Source organism: Variovorax sp. P5_A3, from assembly GCF_056400665.1.
Map to the genome: position 1 here is coordinate 281,571 of NZ_JBFUKW010000001.1, position 17,098 is coordinate 298,668.

15 protein-coding genes are annotated in these 17,098 nt (G+C 65.2%); 11 read left to right on the forward strand and 4 right to left on the reverse strand.

Translation table 11 applies throughout. The features are described 5' to 3' along the window. Positions 1-15: 15 nt before the first annotated feature. Together yjgA and mog are read left to right on the forward strand one after the other, a co-directional pair. On the forward strand, positions 16-672 hold the full coding sequence (yjgA, locus tag AC1D3B_RS01250; RefSeq protein ID WP_478188842.1) for a ribosome biogenesis factor YjgA: 657 nt from the start codon (positions 16-18) through the stop codon (positions 670-672). Positions 673-783: 111 nt separating this feature from the next. Continuing rightward, positions 784-1,365 (forward strand): molybdopterin adenylyltransferase, encoded by a 582-nt coding sequence (gene mog, locus AC1D3B_RS01255; protein WP_478188998.1) that lies wholly within the window; start codon positions 784-786, stop codon positions 1,363-1,365. A 127-nt stretch (positions 1,366-1,492) separates the two neighbouring features. Here mog and AC1D3B_RS01260 read toward each other — a convergent pair whose 3' ends face one another. From AC1D3B_RS01260 to AC1D3B_RS01270, 3 genes are read right to left on the reverse strand one after another with little or no spacing between them, the layout of a single operon-like run. Continuing rightward, on the reverse strand, positions 1,493-2,929 hold the full coding sequence (locus AC1D3B_RS01260; RefSeq protein ID WP_478188843.1) for an aldehyde dehydrogenase family protein: 1,437 nt from the start codon (positions 2,927-2,929) through the stop codon (positions 1,493-1,495). Between the two features lie 17 nt (positions 2,930-2,946). Beyond that, a complete protein-coding gene (kdgD, locus tag AC1D3B_RS01265) occupies positions 2,947-3,858 on the reverse strand; it encodes a 5-dehydro-4-deoxyglucarate dehydratase (protein ID WP_478188844.1) in 912 nt (303 codons plus the stop codon). A gap of 37 nt (positions 3,859-3,895) precedes the next feature. After that, the gene (locus AC1D3B_RS01270) at positions 3,896-4,870 is read right to left on the reverse strand and encodes a Bug family tripartite tricarboxylate transporter substrate binding protein (RefSeq protein WP_478188845.1); all 975 of its coding nucleotides are present in this window, start codon (positions 4,868-4,870) and stop codon (positions 3,896-3,898) included. Between the two features lie 523 nt (positions 4,871-5,393). On the opposite strand from AC1D3B_RS01270, the gene AC1D3B_RS01275 reads away from it, so the two are divergent. Next, positions 5,394-7,616, forward strand: coding sequence for a glycoside hydrolase family 28 protein (locus AC1D3B_RS01275; RefSeq protein ID WP_478188846.1), 2,223 nt, complete (start codon positions 5,394-5,396; stop codon positions 7,614-7,616). Between the two features lie 110 nt (positions 7,617-7,726). Here AC1D3B_RS01275 and AC1D3B_RS01280 read toward each other — a convergent pair whose 3' ends face one another. Continuing rightward, the gene (locus tag AC1D3B_RS01280; protein ID WP_478188847.1) at positions 7,727-8,569 is read right to left on the reverse strand and encodes a FadR/GntR family transcriptional regulator; all 843 of its coding nucleotides are present in this window, start codon (positions 8,567-8,569) and stop codon (positions 7,727-7,729) included. Positions 8,570-8,729: 160 nt separating this feature from the next. On the opposite strand from AC1D3B_RS01280, the gene AC1D3B_RS01285 reads away from it, so the two are divergent. From AC1D3B_RS01285 to asd, 8 genes are all read left to right on the forward strand, one after another. Beyond that, complete coding sequence (locus AC1D3B_RS01285) at positions 8,730-9,548, forward strand: NAD-dependent epimerase/dehydratase family protein (protein ID WP_478188848.1); 819 nt, start codon at positions 8,730-8,732, stop codon at positions 9,546-9,548. 63 nt (positions 9,549-9,611) lie between these two features. Continuing rightward, positions 9,612-10,598 carry a TRAP transporter substrate-binding protein gene (locus AC1D3B_RS01290; RefSeq protein WP_478188849.1) on the forward strand — a complete coding sequence of 329 codons (987 nt, stop codon included), beginning with the start codon at positions 9,612-9,614 and terminating at the stop codon, positions 10,596-10,598. A 10-nt stretch (positions 10,599-10,608) separates the two neighbouring features. Then, positions 10,609-11,103, forward strand: coding sequence for a TRAP transporter small permease (locus AC1D3B_RS01295; protein WP_478188850.1), 495 nt, complete (start codon positions 10,609-10,611; stop codon positions 11,101-11,103). Next, positions 11,094-12,446, forward strand: a complete 1,353-nt coding sequence (locus AC1D3B_RS01300; protein WP_478188851.1) for a TRAP transporter large permease — start codon at positions 11,094-11,096, stop codon at positions 12,444-12,446. Before AC1D3B_RS01295 ends, AC1D3B_RS01300 begins: the two co-directional genes overlap by 10 nt. Before the next feature lie 2 nt (positions 12,447-12,448). Beyond that, the gene (locus AC1D3B_RS01305; RefSeq protein ID WP_478188852.1) at positions 12,449-13,459 is read left to right on the forward strand and encodes a lactonase family protein; all 1,011 of its coding nucleotides are present in this window, start codon (positions 12,449-12,451) and stop codon (positions 13,457-13,459) included. 11 nt (positions 13,460-13,470) lie between these two features. Continuing rightward, positions 13,471-15,063 carry a galactarate dehydratase gene (garD, locus tag AC1D3B_RS01310; RefSeq protein WP_478188853.1) on the forward strand — a complete coding sequence of 531 codons (1,593 nt, stop codon included), beginning with the start codon at positions 13,471-13,473 and terminating at the stop codon, positions 15,061-15,063. An 88-nt stretch (positions 15,064-15,151) separates the two neighbouring features. Then, the gene (locus AC1D3B_RS01315) at positions 15,152-16,144 is read left to right on the forward strand and encodes a Bug family tripartite tricarboxylate transporter substrate binding protein (RefSeq protein WP_478188854.1); all 993 of its coding nucleotides are present in this window, start codon (positions 15,152-15,154) and stop codon (positions 16,142-16,144) included. Between the two features lie 67 nt (positions 16,145-16,211). Then, a complete protein-coding gene (asd, locus tag AC1D3B_RS01320) occupies positions 16,212-17,063 on the forward strand; it encodes an archaetidylserine decarboxylase (RefSeq protein WP_478188855.1) in 852 nt (283 codons plus the stop codon). Positions 17,064-17,098 lie beyond the last annotated feature (35 nt).

Below are 17,098 nucleotides of genomic sequence, written 5' to 3' on the forward strand. Positions count from 1 at the left end.
CCAACGATTGCCTCTATGTCCCGCAAACCCAAAAAAGGCTACTTCGTCCGCGGCCAGTTCGTCGCCGAAGGCAGCGAACTCGACCTGGAGCTCAAGCGCGAGCTCAAAGGCACAGACGCGGCAAGCAAGACCGACCTCAAACGCGAGAGCGCCGAACTCCAGGCGCTCGGCGAAGCCCTGCTCGCGCTGCGCGCCGGCCTCTTCGACAAGCTCGACCTCGGCGACAAGCTGAGGGATGCGATCGAGGAAGCCCGGCGCATCACCAATTTCGAAGGCAAGCGCCGCCAGATGCAGTTCATCGGCAAGCTGATGCGCGGCCTCGACGAGGCCACGATCGACACCGTCCGCGCGGCGCTCGACGAGCAGAATCGCGGTCCGGCCCAGGAGACCGCCGCGCTGCACGATGCCGAGCGCTGGCGCGACCGCCTCATCGCCGACGACGACGCATTGGGCGGCTGGATCGAAACCCATCCCGGCACCGACGCCCAGCAGTTGCGCGCCCTGATCCGCCAGGCACGCAAGGACATCAAGGCCGGCCCACCCGGCGAAGCGCCGAGGCAAGGCAAGGCCTACCGCGAAGTTTTCCAGCTGGTCCGCGCACAGCTCAGCGTGCACGGCAGCGATGACCACGCGGCCGAAGCAGCCGAGCAATCGCGCGAAGAGGATGCATGAAACTCCCCCAGGCTTGCCCACTTCGTGTGGCCGCCCACCCCCTCGCCGGGGGCAACACCAGCGGCCCGGCGAAGCCGGTTCCGCGGTGTTCCTGATCTGACGTTGGAGGCTTTGGTGGAATCCGTACGCATCGGGATCGTGTCGATCAGCGACCGCGCATCGAGCGGCATCTACGAGGACAAGGGCCTGCCTGCCCTCAGGGACTGGCTGCAGCGCGCACTGCGCAATCCGGTCACGTTCGAATCGCGCCTGATTCCTGACGACCAGGCAGGAATCAGTGCAGCGCTGATCGAACTGGTCGATGCGGGCTGTTCGCTGGTGCTGACGACCGGCGGCACCGGGCCGGCATTGCGCGACGTGACGCCGGAGGCCACGCTCGCCGTGGCGCACAAGGAAATGCCGGGCTTCGGCGAGCAGATGCGGCAGATCAGCCTGCGCTTCGTGCCCACCGCGATCCTGTCGCGGCAGGTCGCGGTGATTCGCGACCAGAGCCTGATCATCAACCTGCCGGGCCAGCCCAAGTCGATCGCCGAAACGCTCGAAGGGCTGAAGAACGCGGACGGTACCCAGGCGGTCCCGGGCATCTTCGCAGCGGTGCCCTATTGCATCGACCTGATCGGCGGCCCGTACCTGGAAACCGACGACGCGGTCTGCAAGGTCTTCCGCCCCAAGACCGCCATCCGCCCTCGGTGATTGGTCCCCTCCTCCTCTGGGGGAGGGTCAGGGTGGGGGCTCCGGGCGTTCGCTCGCCTGCAGCGCCCCTCGAAGGCCCAGTGCCCTCACCCCCGCCCTCTCCCAGAGGGAGAGGGAGCAAGAAAACTCAAGCCAGGGTGTAGGCTGTCTTCACGACGGTGAAGAACTCCTGCGCGTACTTGCCCTGCTCACGCGGCCCGTAGCTCGACCCCTTGCGCCCGCCGAAGGGCACGTGATAGTCCACCCCCGCCGTCGGCAGGTTCACCATCACCATCCCGGCCTGACTGTGGCGCTTGAAGTGCGTCGCGTACTTCAGGCTGGTCGTCGCGATACCCGCAGAAAGACCGAACTCCGTGTCGTTCGCCGTAGCCAGCGCCTCTTCGTAGTTCTTCACCCGGATCACGCTCGCCACCGGGCCGAAGATTTCTTCCTTGTTGATGCGCATGCTCGCCACGGATTCGCTGAACAGCGCCGGCGACATGTAGAAGCCCTCGGTGTCGAGCTTGAGCCGTTCGCCGCCGGCGGCCAGCGTGGCGCCTTCGCCCTGGCCGATCTCGATGTAGTTCAAGTCCTGCTGCAGTTGGCTCTCGCTGGAGACCGGGCCGATGTCGGTGCCCTGCGCGAGCGCATCGCCGACCTTGATCTTCGCCATGCGGGCCTTCATCGCCTCGATGAACTTGGGGTAGATCCCTTCGGTCACGATCAGGCGGCTCGACGCGGTGCAGCGCTGGCCGGTCGAATAGAACGCGCTCTGCACGCTGAGTTCGACGGCCTGGTTCAAGTCCGCATCGTCCAGCACGACTTGCGGGTTCTTGCCGCCCATTTCGAGCTGCACTTTCTTGTGATTCGTCGCGCACTGGATGGCAATGTTGCGACCCACGCCCACTGAGCCCGTGAAGCTGATGGCATGGATGCCCGGGTGATTGACCAGTGCATCGCCGATCACGCTGCCCCGCCCCATCACGAGGTTGAAGACGCCGGGCGGAATGCCCGAGCGGCTGATGATTTCCGCCAGCGCCCAGGCGCAGCCGGGCACGAGGTCGGCGGGCTTCAGCACCACGCAATTGCCGAAGGCCAGCGCCGGGGCGATCTTCCACGCGGGAATCGCGATCGGGAAGTTCCACGGCGTGATGAGACCGACGACGCCCACCGGCTCGCGCGTGATCTCCACGCCGATGCCGGGGCGAACAGACGGAATGACCTCGCCCGAGAGGCGCAGGCATTCGCCGGAGAAGAATTTGAAGATCTGGCCCGCGCGCGTGGCCTCGCCGATGCCTTCGGCCCTGGTCTTGCCTTCTTCGCGAGCGAGCAGCGTGCCGAGTTCTTCCTTGCGCGCGAGGATTTCGTTGCCGATCCTGTCGAGCGCTTCGGAGCGCGCCTGGATGCCGCCGGTCGACCAGGCGGGGAAGGCGGCGGTGGCGGCAGCGACCGCGGCGTTCACCTGGTTCGCGTCGCCCTGGGCGTACTGGCCCAGCACGTCACCCAGGTTGCTTGGGTTGGTGTTGGCGCTGTAGCCGACACCGGCGAGCCATTCGCCATTGATGAGGTTGTCGAATTTCTGCATGGACTTGCCTCGGTTTCTTACTGTGGGCCGAGCTTGGCGATCAGTGCCGCCAGGGCTTCGTATTCATTCGCCTTGAGTTCTGTCAGCGGCGTACGCACCGGGCCTGCGTCGTGCCCGACGATCTTCGCGCCGGCCTTCACGATGCTCACTGCGTAGCCTTGGCCCTGGTTGCGGATGTCCAGGTAAGGCATGAAGAAGTCCTTCAGCAGGCGATGCTGCGTCGCCATGTCGTCCTTCGCGACCGCGTGATAGAAATCCATCGCGGTCTTCGGGATGAAGTTGAAGACGGCCGACGAATACACCGGCGTGCCGAGCGCCTTGTACGCCGCTGCGTAGACCTCCGCCGTCGGCAGCCCGCCCAGATAGGCGAAGCGATCGCCCATGCGCAGGTGAATGGAACTCATCAGTTCGATGTCGCCAATGCCGTCCTTGAAGCCCACGAGGTTCGGGCAGCGTTCGGCCAACCTTTCGAGCGTGGCCGGATAGAGCCTGCTCTGGCCGCGGTTGTAGACGATGACGCCGAACTTCACGCTCTTGCAGACGGCTTCGACGTGCGCCGCGAGGCCTTCCTGGCCGGCTTCGGTGAGGTAGTGCGGCAACAGCAGCACGCCGTGCGCGCCAGCCTGCTCGGCCGCCTGCGCGCACTGGATTGCGAAGCGCGTCGGGCCGCCGGCGCCCGCGATGATCGGCACCACGCCGCGGCAGGTGTCGACGGCGGTCTTGATGATGCCGGGGTACTCGTCGGCGGTCAGCGAAAAGAATTCACCCGTGCCGCCGGCAGCGAACAACGCACTGGCGCCGTAGGGGGCCAGCCATTCGAGGCGCTCGACGTAGCCCTTCTTGTCGAAGCTGCCATCGGCGTCAAAGTCGGTCAGCGGAAACGACAGCAGGCCGGAGCCCATGATGGATTTGAGTTCTTGAGGAGTCATGTCAGTGTGAGTGAGGCGAAGGGGAAAGAGTCAACGGCTAGTCGAGCTTGATCTGCGCGGCAGTGACGACCTTAGCCCAGCGCGAGCGTTCCTTCTCGAAGAACTGCTCCTGCTCGGTCGGTGTCATCGTCACGACTTCGGCGCCCTGACCGGCCAGGCGCGAGCGGATGTCCGCCGTGCGGATGATCGCGATCAGCTCCTTGTTAAGGCGCTGGACCAGCGCATCCGGCGTGCCGCGGGGAACGAGCACGCCTTGCCAGGTGCCGGATTCGAAGCCCGTCACGCCCTGCTCCGCGATGGTCGGCACGTCGCCGATCAGCGGCATGCGCGTGCCCTTGGAAACGCCGAGCACCTTGAGCTTGCCGCTCTGGACGTGCGGCAATGTGGCGAGCATGCCGTTCATCAGCACCTGGGTCTGGCCTGCGACGGTGTCCTGCACCGCCTGGACGCCACCCTTGTAAGGCACGTACTGCCAGCGCGCCCCGCTCGCGCGTTCGAGCGCGACGCCCGCCAGATGGGGTGCGCTGCCGGTGGCCGTCACGGCGAAGTTCAGGTCGCTCTTCTTGGAAAGCGCGACCAGTTCCTTCAAGTTGTTGGCCGGCACGGACGGATGCACGACGAGAAGGTGCGGCGAATAGGCCAGCATGGTCACGCCGCGAAGGTCCTTCGACGGGTCGAAGGACAGCTTCGTGTAGACGGACGGACTGATGGCCAGCGCACCCACATCGCACAGCAGCAGCGTGTAGCCGTCGCCAGGGGCCTTCGCGACGAAATCGGCGCCCAGGTTGCCGTTGGCGCCAGCCCTGTTCTCGACGATGACCGATTGCTTCAACGCTTCCGACAGCGGCTGGCTGATGGAACGGGCAATGATGTCGGACGACCCGCCCGGCGGGTACGGCACGACGATACGGATCGGCTTTGACGGCCAGTTGTCGGCCGCCTGGATGCTGCCAGCGGCCATCAGGCCACCGCCGAGCGCGCCGATCATGAGATCACGTCGATTCAAGGGCATGGATTTGTCTCCGGATGCGAATGGATGGGAAAGAGGCCGGCACTTTGCGCTCGGCGTCTATAGTCAGCTTATCGGTTATCGTATAACTAGTCCGCCCACTTGTCCAGCCTCATGGTCCTCACCTTCGCGTGACATTGGCATCGCGGCGTCTGCCCAGGAGCACGATTCACTTGGGGTTTTCCCCTGTGACACGGACACAGTCGCACTGGCCGAAGTGCGTTGACACGGTCCTCTCATGGGTCGAATAATCGCTACTCTTGTATGACAACCGATAACTAACAACGACCGACGTACCGCTTTCGGGCGGTTCGCCTCAAGTCGAAAGATGGAGACCCCCATGAAAGAACCTCATACACGCGGCCGACCGACATGGATGGCCGCGCGCCGTCTGCACGGCACGACCGTCGCCCCTGCTTTCTGAAAACCCGCTTTCCGTCCCGCTGGCTCGCGACGGGAGGCGCCGCGTCGTTCGACGCGGAGGCTGAACGCTGCTTCAGGCCGGCCTTTCTTCAAAGGTGATTCCATGAACTTGCAGAAATCCGGATCGGCTCGTCGCAAGCCAATCGCTTCCTGGTGGCTGCCGCTCTTCGCGTCGGCCGTGCTTACGGCCTGCGGCGGCGGTGGCGGTGGCAACACCGGCGTCCTGCCGCAGGCCACCAGTCCGACGACCACGCCTGCGGTGATCCAGTCCGCCAACGCGGCACAGCCGGACGCGGCCCTGGCCAAGCCATTCCAGGTCGGTACCACGACCTTCGATCCCGACCTGCCCGCGGAGCCCGCGCTGCCGACCGATGCCCAGGTCTGCGCCACCCTCGAGGCCAGCAACACCCTGGTACGCCGCCCGGATGGCGCGCTGCCGCCGGAGGCCGACCCGTCCATCCCGGGCGTCGGCGTCGCGGTCAATGTCGCGACCGCGAATCCGGACCAGGCCCGCATCCAGGCCGCGCTGGACGCATGCGGTTCCGCTGTCGATGCAGCGGTCGGTGCGGGCATCGCGGCGGTCGACGCCAGCGCAACGGCCAGCCAGAAGGCCGCCGCGCTGCCGAACATCAACATCGCCGGCGCATCCGGCGAAGAGCTCGCAAAGCCCCAATACAAGGCGCCACAGTTTGCAGTGCGACTGGTGCCCAACCGCAGCGGCCCCGGCAACGGTTTCATCTCCGGACCGCTGACGCTGCCCTCGGGCGTGACGCTGTGGATCGACAAGGGCGCGACCCTGTACGCCACGCGTGACGTGATGGCCTATCTGCCCAAGACCACGCCCGCCAAGTACTGCGCCAACACCGCCGTCAGCGCGACACAGGCAGGCAGCTCGGGCAATTGCCTTCCGTTGATCGGCGGCGACTACACGGTCAACTCGGCCGTGGTCGGCGAAGGCAGCATCGACAGCCGCGCGTATGCGGAGATCGTCACGTCCAATGCGCTGTACCCGATCATGAAGGTGGACTTGAGCTGCTCCAACACCTACACGGCCTTCGCCACCAGCACACAGGCGCCCGACGGAACGCCATGCGACAACGGCGGCACCCAGGTCGACTCCAAGTCCTCGGTACGCAACATGACTTGGTGGGATCTCGCCTACCTGGGCAACATGGTGCAGAATGGCACCACCGGGTCCGGGTCGCAGTCCAACTTCCGGATGATGGTGTTCAACTACGCGAAGAACCTGACGCTCTACAAGGTCAGCCTGAACAACAGCGCCAACTTCCACGTCGTGCCCAGCGGCGTGGACGGCCTGACGATCTGGGGCGTCAAGGTGCAGACGCCTTCGCTCGCCGCCTTCGCCAATCCCGCGGGCAACGGCAATCCGCTGTACACGGGTCAGACTTTCAACGCCGACAACGTCAAGAACACCGATGCCTTCGATCCCGGCTCGGCATCCAGTCCCAAGTCCAACGCGCTGACGACGGGAAGCAAGACGACGACGGCCAGCAAGATGTCCTTCGACGGCTACCTGAAGAACTTCGTCTTTGCCTTCAACTACGTGAGCACCGGCGACGACGACATCGCGCTCAAGGGCAGCAACAATCCCAACGCCGTGGGCTTCGGCATCGACGGCAATCGCGGCAAGCGCAGCGATCGCGCCTACGGCATCGTGATCGCGCACAACCACATCTATTGGGGCCACGGCATCTCGATCGGCAGCGAGACCAACTCGGGCGTGACCAACGTTCAGGTCTACGACAACTCGTTCACGAATTCGGAGGAAGGCCTGCGCATCAAGTCCGACTACGCGCGCGGCGGCGAGGTCAGCAACGTCTTCTACAAGAACATCTGCATCCGGAACGCGCAGAACGCCCTGCTGTTCACCGCCTACTACAGCACCAAGGCCCTGCCGAGCGGCGGCCCGAAGGTCCCGAACTTCCACGACATCCACTTGAGCAATGTGCGCATCATGGAGGGCGCGGCGATCAAGCTGCAGGGCTTCGCAGCCAACACCGGCGGCTATTTCACGCCGAGCGCCGCCTACCCGACCGGCTATCTGCCGGCCTATCCGCTGGGTATGACGATGACCGACGTGGTGGCGGACAGCCCAGACCAGATCTCGACCATCGCGTCGGATGCCAACCTGACGCTCGATGGTGTCAACCTTCCGATCTTCGCCTCGACCGCCAATAGCGTCGCGCTCAATGGCGAAGCGACCCAAAAGGTCAAGCCGGAACGCGTGCTCGATTGCAGTCAGGCTTTCGTCGACTTCCCGGCGATCGGCGCATCGAACCCGTTCGGCACCCACTGGGCCCCCTGAAGCACCGCAGCGCCCGTCGAACCGGCGGGCGCTGCAGCGGAATGGAGGAGACGGCCAGGAATGAGGAATGCACTAAGGTCGTCAGTTGTCACACAACAAGACAACCTGCCTCATCCCTCGCCCTGCGCCTGCATATCCTGGGCCGCGACCTTCGCGGCCTCCTGGGCAATGCGCAGGCGCTCACGACTGTTCGTCAGGTGGATCCGCATGGCCGCACGCGCGGATTCGGGGTCCTGTCGAGCGATCGCCGCATAGATTTCCTCATGCTCGCGGTTCACGCGAACCAGGTACTCGCTGCCCTTTTCCTGGGTGCGTATCGCGTTGATGCGGGTTCGCGGAATGATCGTCGTGCCCAGGTGGCTCATGATGTCCGCGAAGTAGGGATTGCCTGTGGCCTGCGCGATCTCCAGGTGAAAGCGGAAGTCGGCAGGCACGGTGTTGGCCGCCTGCGCCACGTTGCGCTCGAACTCGTCGAGCGCTTCCCGCATCGCGTGCAATTGCGCGTCGGTACGGCGCGTCGCGGCCAACCCCGCGGATTCGGTCTCCAGGCTGATGCGGAATTCAAGCATCGCCAGCACATCCACCGAAGTGACCACGTCGCCCGCATCAAGCCGGAACACACCCCCACGCGGCTGCAGCACGAAGGTCCCGACGCCGTGGTGGGTCTCCACCAGCCCCGCCGCCTGCAGCTTGGAGAGTGCCTCCCGCACGACGGTGCGGCTGACACTGAAGGCCTGCATGATCTCGGACTCGGTCGGAAGCTTGTCGCCCGCGCGCAGCGCACCCTCGCGGATCTTCGTGCTGAGATCCTCCACCAGGCCGTGCGCCAGGCCGCGGGCACGCTGGCGCGGCCGCCCCACGAAGGCGTCTCCAGACATGGCGGAACCCGCGCTGTCGCCCGATGCGACTGGCAGCGCCTGAGCTAAGGGATTACCCGGGGTCAACGGTTGCATGCCACGATCATAATCCGAAGCTGTTGTACGACAACATATAAGTTTCAAATCGAGTCCATGATCATTGCGCAATTCGATCGTTGGCGCCATCCACGCCGGTCAGCTTTCAGCGCGGACTCGCGACCTCAATCCCATTCCTGATCCGGGAGACCTCTCCACCATGTCAACGACGAACCCTGACCGCAAGCTCGGTCGCCTGCTGCTGACCGGCGCTGCTGGCGGCCTGGGCAAGGTGCTCCGCGAGCGCCTGCGTCCTTACGCGGACGTGCTTCGCCTGTCCGACGTCGCCGCGCTGGCGCCGGCGCAAGGCGCGTTCGAGGAAACCGTCCCCTGCAACCTCGCCGACAAGGCGGCGGTCGATGCGCTCGTCGCAGGCTGCGATGCCATCGTGCACCTGGGCGGCGTCTCGGTCGAGCGCCCCTTCGAGGAAATCCTCGAAGCCAACATCAAGGGCGTGTTCCACATCTACGAAGCGGCGCGCCGGCATGGCGTCAAGCGCGTGGTCTTCGCCAGTTCCAACCACGTCATCGGCTTCTACAAGCAGAGCGAGCACCTCGATGCGCACGCCCTGCGCCGGCCCGACGGCTATTACGGCCTGTCGAAGTCCTTCGGCGAAGACGTGGCGCAGTTCTACTTCGACCGCTGGGGCATCGAGACCGTCAGCATCCGCATCGGCTCGTCGTTCCCCGAGCCCGCCAACCGCCGGATGATGAGCACCTGGCTCAGCTACCGCGACCTGACCAACTTGATCGAGAAGTCGCTCTTCACGCCCGACGTGCAGCACACCATCGTCTACGGCGTGTCGGCCAATCGGGACGTGTGGTGGGACAACGCCGCCGCCGCGAAGCTGGGCTTCGTGCCGCAGGACACGTCCGAGGTCTTCCGCGACAAGGTCGAGGCGCAGCCGCCGGTCGCGCCGACCGATCCCAACGCCATCTACCAGGGCGGCGCCTTCACGGCGCAAGGCCCCTTCGAGTAAGCCAGTTCTCCCAGAGTCCATCGCCGTTTCATTTCAGACATTCATTCAAACAGAGGAAGAGACATGAAGACTTCAAACCGCAACCTGCTGAGCCTGATCGCCACAGCCGTTCTTTCGCTCGCCGCCATGCACGCACAGGCACGCGACTTCCGTTCCGCGGAAGTGCACTCGAAGGATTTCCCGACCAACATGGCCGTCAAATACATGAGCGACCAGTTGTCGGCCGCGACCGGTGGCAAGGACAAGATCAAGATCTTTGCCGACAGCTCGCTCGGCTCAGAGAAGGACACGGTCGAACAGGTCAAGATCGGCGCGCTCGACATGGTGCGCGTCAGCAGCGCGTCGTTCCACGGCATCGTGCCCGAGTCGGTCATCCCGTCGCTGCCCTTCCTCTTCCGCGACATCGACCATTTCCGCCAGACCATGTACGGCCCGACCGGCGACAAGATCCTGGCCGCCTTCGAGAAAGCCGGCTTCATCGGCCTCGTCATGTATGAGAGCGGTGCACGTTCGGTGTATGCCAAGAAGCCGATCAAGAACGTGGCCGACATGAAGGGCCTGAAGATTCGCGTCCAGCCTTCCGACCTGATGGTGAGCCTGGTGAGCGCGATGGGTGCATCGCCAACGCCGATGCCGATCGCCGAGGTCTACACCGGCCTGAAGACCGGCCTGGTGGACGCCGCGGAGAACAACTACCCGTCCTACGAAGAGGCGAAGCACTACGAGGCCGCGCCCGTCTATTCCGAGACCATGCACGTCATGACGCCGGAAGTGCTGGTGTTCTCCAAGAAGATCTGGGACACCCTGCCGAAGGAAGAGCAGGCCGCGATCCGCAAGGCCGCCAAGGATTCCGTGCCCTACTACGTGAAGCTGTGGGAACAGCGCGAGAAGGACGCCAAGGCCGCTGTCGTCAAGGGCGGCGCCAAGATCGTTCCTGCCGCCGAGATCGACCGCAAGGCCTTCGTCGAGGCCGAGAAGCCCGTGTGGGACAAGTTCGCCGCCACGCCCGAGCTGAAGGCGCTGGTGCAGGAAATCACCGGCTCCAAGTGATGGCCCCGCAATGACCTTGCTGACCCAACTGAACGCGAGGCTGTCGCGCTGGACGATGTACCTCGCGTGCATCTGTCTGGCGGGGCTGCTGAGCGTCGTCGTCTATGGCGTGGTGCTTCGCTACGTCTTCAACGACGCTCCGCCCTATGTCGAACAGGTGGCGCTCCTGCTGGTGATCTCGGTGGCCATGTTCGGCGCCTCCGCCGGCGTGCGGGACGCCGGGCACATCGGCCTGGACTCATTGGTGAAGGCCTTGCCCGAGAAAGCGCAGTTCTGGTGCAAGGTCGTCGTCTACGTCCTCACCATCGCCTTTGCCGCCGCGCTCTTCCTGGGCGGGCTGGAGATGGCGATGTCGACACATGACGCCACCATTCCCACCCTCGGGATTTCCGAGGCGGTGCGCTACGTGCCGATCCTCATCGCCGGCATCCTCATCACGCTGTTCTCCATCGAGCACCTGATCTCCAAGTTCTCCGGCCACGAGGTCGTTCCATCATGGCATTGACACTCCTGTCCATCAGTTTTCTGGTGTTCCTGGTGCTCGGGATGCCGGTCGCGTTCGCGATCGGACTGAGTTGCCTGCTGACCTTCGCGTACGAGGGCCTGCCCTTCGAGACAGCCATCCAGATGATGGTGTCGGGCATGAACGTGTTTTCATTCCTCGCGATCCCGTTCTTCATCTTCTCGGGCGAACTGATGTTGCATGGCGGCATCGCCGACAAGATCGTCGCCTTCGCGCGCAGCCTCGTGGGCCACTGGAAAGGCGGGCTCGGCCTGGCCAACGTGGTCGCGTCGACGCTGTTCGGCGGCGTCTCCGGTTCGCCGGTGGCCGACACATCCGCCATGGGCGGCGTGTTGATCCCTGTCATGAAGCGCGAAGGCTACAGCGCGGCCTATGCGGTCAACGTCACGACGCATGCCTCGCTCTCGGGCGCGCTCATGCCGACCTCGCACAACATGATCATCTACGCCTTCGCCGCGCAAGCCGCGGTGGGCGAGATCGCGGGGCATGTGATCAAGGGCGTGTCGATCGGCGACCTGATGTTCGCCGGGCTGATCCCGGTGTTCTGGATCATGGTCTGCATGCTGGTCGCTGCCTATTGGCAGGCCGCCAAGTACGGCTATCCAAAGCGTGCGGACGGCACGACCGCGGTCGAGCGCTTTCCGGGCTGGGGCACGGTGCTGCGCACCTTCATCGCGGCCATCCCGGGCTTGTTGGTGATCGTCATCATCCTGTTCTGCGTGATGGAAGGCATCGCCACCGCGACGGAGGCCGCGGCGATCGCGGTGACCTATTCGCTGTTGCTGACGGTCGTCGTCTACCGCACGATGACGAGGCAGAACCTGCTCAGGTCGCTCGCCAAGGCATCGAAGACCACGGGCGTGATCCTGCTGCTGATCGGCGTGTCGAACATGCTGCGCTACCAGATGGCGTACCTCGAGATCCCCGACACGATCGAGGCGGCGCTGCTGGCGGCAACCACGACGCCCTGGCTGATGCTGCTGTACATCAACATCATCCAGATCTTCCTGGGCGTGTTCCTCGACATGGCCGCGCACATCCTGATCACCACGCCGCTGTTCCTGCCGCTGGCCATCCAGATGGGCGTCGGTCCGGTGCAGTTCGGGATGATGCTGCTGCTCAACTGCGCGCTGGGCCTGGTGCATCCGCCGGTGGGCACGGTGCAGTTCATCGGCTGCGCGATCGGGAAGATCTCGATCGGCGAGGCAACCAAGACAGCCTGGCCCTACTACCTGGCGATCTTCGTCGCCATCACGCTGGTCACCTACGTGCCCTGGTTCTCGACCTGGCTGCCGTCGATCATCAACGGCCATCCGGTGTTCTGACGATGTTCTGCGTCTACGTTTCCAACGCCGAGAGCGGCGACATCAGCGTCCTGCACCTCGACCCTCGGGAACGCTCGCTGGTGGCCGCGCAGAACGTGCCGGTCGGGGGGGAGGTGATGCCGCTCGCCTTGAGTCCCGATCGCCGGCGCCTCTACGCTGCGCGGCGCTCGGAGCCTCGCGAGGCGCTGAGCTTTGCGATCGACTCGAAGACAGGTCATCTCAGTGCCATCGGTGCCGCGACCCTGCCGCACAGCATGGCCTACATCGCGGCCGATCGCGGCGGCCGATACCTGCTGAGCGCGTCCTATGGCGGCAACCAGATCGCCGTCAACGCCATCGACGCCGACGGCGTCGTGCAGGCCACGCAGCAGGTGGTGCAGACCGGCCCCAATGCGCACGCGATCCAGGCCGATCCGTCGAACCGCTTCGTCTTTGCAAGCACGCTGGGCGCCGGCGTAGTGGTGCAGCTTCGCTTCGATGCGGCCACCGGGCAACTGACGCCCAACACGCCGCCGACACTGCAGCCGCACGCGCCAGCGAGCCCCCGGCACTTCGTGTTCAGCCCGGATGCGCGCTTCGTCTACCTGCTCAACGAGCTGGATGGCGCCATCGACGTGCTCGCCTTCGATTCGACGACCGGCACGCTGGCGCCTCTGCAGACGATCAGTTCGCTGCCGCCTGCCTTCAGCGGCGACCCGTGGGCCTCCGACCTGCACCTGACGCCGGACGGACGCTTCCTCTACAGCAGCGAGCGCCGCTCCAACACCATCGCCGCGTTCCGTGTCGACGCCGCGAACGGCGCGCTCGCGCTCATCGGCCACGTGCCGACCGAAGCGCAGCCGCGCGGCTTCCACATCACGCCCGATGGCCGCTTCCTGATCGCGGCCGGGCAGCTCTCGCATCGACTGCGCCTGTACGAGATCGATGCACAGACGGGGTCTCTGCAGGCGATCGGCGAATGTCCCGTCGGCCGCGGACCCAACTGGATCGAGAGCATCATGCTCGACAGTTGATCGAGGATCCCATGACTTCTTCCGCTTCGGAGCGCCCTCCGCTCTACATCACCATGCACGACCGCGACAACGTCGCGATCGTGGCCAATGACGGTGGACTGCCCGCCGGCACCGTCTTTGCGTCGGGCCTGACGCTGCGCGAGAAGGTGCCGCAGGCGCACAAGGTTGCGCTGGTCGATATCCCGGAAGGCGGCGAAGTCCGGCGCTACGACGTGGTGATCGGCTATGCCCTGAAGGCCATCGCGGCCGGCAGCTGGGTGCACGAGCGCCTGCTGAAGATGCCCGCCGCGCGCGAGCTCGAAGGGCTGCCCATCGCCACGGTCAAGGCGCCCACCATGCCGCCGCTGGAGGGCTTCACCTTCGAGGGCTATCGCAATCCGGACGGTTCGGTCGGCTCGCGCAACATCCTGGCGATCACGCAGACGGTGCAATGCGTGGCCGGGGTCACGGAATTCGCGGTCAAGCGCATCAAGGACGAACTGCTTCCGAAGTTTCCCAACGTCGATGATGTCGTGGCACTGGAGCACACCTACGGCTGCGGCGTGGCGATCGATGCGCCCGACGCCATCATCCCGATCCGCACACTGCGCAACATCAGCCTCAACCCCAACTTCGGCGGCGAGGTCATGGTGGTGAGCCTGGGCTGCGAAAAGCTCCAGCCCGAGCGGCTGATGCCGCCCGGAACGATTCCGTTGATCGACGAACGCAACGTGGCCGACGTCGGCGACAGCGCCGAAAGCAAGCTCGACGTCGTCTGCCTGCAGGACGACGCGCACGTGGGCTTCATGTCGATGGTCGATTCGATCATGCGGCAGGCGGAGGAGCACCTCGAACGCCTCAACGCCCGCCGTCGCGAGACCGTGCCGGCCAGCGAACTGGTGGTTGGCGTGCAGTGCGGCGGCAGCGATGCCTTCTCGGGCGTGACCGCCAATCCGGCGGTCGGCTTCTGCACCGACCTGCTCGTGCGCGCCGGTGCCACCGTGATGTTCTCGGAAGTGACCGAGGTGCGCGACGGCATCGACCAGCTCACCTCGCGCGCCACCACGCCCGAAGTGGCCGACGCCATGATCCGCGAGATGGCTTGGTACGACGCCTACCTCGACAAGGGGCGCGTGGATCGCAGTGCCAACACCACGCCCGGCAACAAGAAGGGTGGCCTGTCGAACATCGTCGAGAAGGCGATGGGCTCCATCGTCAAGAGCGGCAGCAGCGCCATCTCCGGCGTCATCTCGCCGGGTGAAAAGGTCCGGCAGAAGGGCCTCATCTACGCTGCCACACCGGCCAGCGATTTCATCTGCGGCACGCTGCAACTCGCCGCGGGCATCAACCTGCACGTCTTCACCACCGGCCGCGGCACGCCGTACGGCCTGGCCGAAGTACCGGTGATCAAGGTCGCGACACGCAGCGACCTGGCCCGCCGCTGGCACGACCTGATGGACGTCAACGCCGGCCGCATCGCGGATGGCGACGCCACGATCGAGGACGTGGGCTGGGAGCTGTTCCGCCTCATGCTCGACGTCGCCAGCGGCAGGAAGAAGACCTGGGCCGAGCAGTGGAAGCTGCACAACGCGCTGGTGCTGTTCAACCCGGCGCCGGTCACCTGAAAGAATACGAAGTTCGAACCCGGGCTTCCACGCACCGCGCCACAACGACAAGAAGCGCGGCAAATCCAACTCTCAACGGAGACAACACATGCAACGCCGCACCCTCATCCACACCGCCCTCGCCTCGCTTGCCGGCGGGCTTCCGGCCCTGCCTGCATTCGCGCAGGGTCAGTGGCCCACGGGCAAGACCATCACCTATCTTGTCCCGTTTCCCGCCGGCGGCACCACCGATGTGCTGGGTCGGCTGATCGGCCAGAAGCTCGGGCCTGTCCTGGGCACGACGGTCATCGTCGACAACAAGGGCGGTGCCGGCGGCAGTGTCGGTTCCGAGATCGCATCGCGCGCCGCGCCCGACGGCTACACGATGCTGGGCGGCACGATCAGTTCGCACGCAATCAACGTGAGCCTCTACCCCAAGATCGGCTACGACCCGCAGAAGTCCTTCGCGCCGGTCACGCTGATCGGCACGAATCCGGTGGTGCTGGTGGTCAACCAGGCGAGCCCTTACAAGACACTGAAGGACGTGCTGGAGGCCAGCAAGGCCAAGTCGGGCGGGCTCTCGTCGGCTTCCGCCGGGACCGGAACCTCGCAACACCTGGCGCTGGAATTGCTGGCCTACAAGTCGGGCGTCAAGTTCACGCACATCCCTTACAAGGGCAGCGGCCCGGCGATCCAGGACGTGATCGGCGGCCAGGTCGACATGATGTTCGACACCACCGTGGTGGCGGGCCCGCACATCCAGAGCGGCAAGCTGCGCGCGATCGCGGTCACATCCAGCAAGCGGCTGGCCTCGATGCCCGATGTGCCGACGGTCGCCGAGTCGGGCGTGCCGGGACTCAAGGATTTCGAGGTTGTGTCGTGGCAGGCGATTTTCGTGCCCGCCGGCACGCCCGCGCCAATCGTCGACCGCATGCACAAGGAGGTCCGCACGATCCTGGCGCAGCCCGACATGCAGGAAAAGCTCAAGGGCTTCGGCATGGAGCCGGCCGACATGACGACGGCGCAGATCGCCGCGTTCCAGAAGGCCGAAGTCGAGAAGTGGGCCCAGGTCATCAAGGCCGCGAACATCAAGCCTGAGTAGGTCTCGTCCTGCGAAATGCGCGGAAGGCGGTCGATAGAATCCCCCACCGCTTTTCTGGGATGACCACTTGTCCGATCGCTTGCCCGTCCTGCCGCAGTACCTGTTTCCCAAGCAGGCGCTGACCTCTTTCGCCGGCTGGGTCGCGGGCAAGGAACGCGGCGCGGTGACCACCTGGATCATCAGGCGCTTCGTGGCGAAGTACGACGTCAACATGGAAGAGGCGCTCGACAGCGACATCACGAGCTATCCCAGCTTCAACGAGTTCTTCACGCGGGCGTTGAAGCCGGGTGCGCGTCCGTTGGCGAAGGCCGATCTGGTGTCGCCGGTCGATGGCGCCATCAGCCAGTTCGGGCCCATCGAAGGCGACCAGATCTTCCAGGCCAAGAACCACAGTTATTCGACCACCGCCCTGGTCGGCGGCGACGCGACGCTGGCAGCGCAGTTCGAGCATGGCAGCTTCGCTACGCTCTACCTGAGTCCCAGGGACTACCACCGCATCCACATGCCATGCGACGGGCGGCTGCTGCGCATGATCTACGTGCCGGGCGACCTCTTCTCCGTCAATCCCACGACGGCTCGCGGCGTACCCGGCCTCTTCGCACGCAACGAGCGCGTCGTGTGCCTCTTCGAAACAGCGAAGGGCCCGTTCGTGCTGGTGCTCGTGGGCGCCACCATCGTCGGCAGCATGGCGACGGTGTGGCACGGCGTGGTCAATCCACCGCGCGGCGCCGAAGTGCGCGAATGGCGCTACACCGATCGGCAGGTCGTGCTGAAAAAGGGCGACGAGATGGGCCGCTTCCTGCTCGGCTCGACGGTCGTGATGCTCTTTCCCTCGCCGCCGCTGGACTTCAATCCAGCATGGTCGCCGGCTCGCCCGGTCCGGCTGGGCGAAGCGATGGCCAACTACGCGGCGCACTGAAGTGTCGGGGCTGCAACCCGCAGCCTGCTTGCCGT

Bases quoted from the DNA above. Each gene is read 5' to 3' on its own strand.
- yjgA (WP_478188842.1), top strand. From the start codon at position 16: ATGTCCCGCAAACCCAAAAAAGGCTACTTCGTCCGCGGCCAGTTCGTC.
- AC1D3B_RS01260 (WP_478188843.1), bottom strand. From the start codon at position 2,929: ATGCAGAAATTCGACAACCTCATCAATGGCGAATGGCTCGCCGGTGTC.
- kdgD (WP_478188844.1), bottom strand. From the start codon at position 3,858: ATGACTCCTCAAGAACTCAAATCCATCATGGGCTCCGGCCTGCTGTCG.
- AC1D3B_RS01270 (WP_478188845.1), bottom strand. From the start codon at position 4,870: ATGCCCTTGAATCGACGTGATCTCATGATCGGCGCGCTCGGCGGTGGC.
- AC1D3B_RS01275 (WP_478188846.1), top strand. From the start codon at position 5,394: ATGAACTTGCAGAAATCCGGATCGGCTCGTCGCAAGCCAATCGCTTCC.
- AC1D3B_RS01280 (WP_478188847.1), bottom strand. From the start codon at position 8,569: ATGCAACCGTTGACCCCGGGTAATCCCTTAGCTCAGGCGCTGCCAGTC.
- AC1D3B_RS01285 (WP_478188848.1), top strand. From the start codon at position 8,730: ATGTCAACGACGAACCCTGACCGCAAGCTCGGTCGCCTGCTGCTGACC.
- AC1D3B_RS01290 (WP_478188849.1), top strand. From the start codon at position 9,612: ATGAAGACTTCAAACCGCAACCTGCTGAGCCTGATCGCCACAGCCGTT.
- AC1D3B_RS01295 (WP_478188850.1), top strand. From the start codon at position 10,609: ATGACCTTGCTGACCCAACTGAACGCGAGGCTGTCGCGCTGGACGATG.
- AC1D3B_RS01300 (WP_478188851.1), top strand. From the start codon at position 11,094: ATGGCATTGACACTCCTGTCCATCAGTTTTCTGGTGTTCCTGGTGCTC.
- AC1D3B_RS01305 (WP_478188852.1), top strand. From the start codon at position 12,449: ATGTTCTGCGTCTACGTTTCCAACGCCGAGAGCGGCGACATCAGCGTC.
- garD (WP_478188853.1), top strand. From the start codon at position 13,471: ATGACTTCTTCCGCTTCGGAGCGCCCTCCGCTCTACATCACCATGCAC.
- AC1D3B_RS01315 (WP_478188854.1), top strand. From the start codon at position 15,152: ATGCAACGCCGCACCCTCATCCACACCGCCCTCGCCTCGCTTGCCGGC.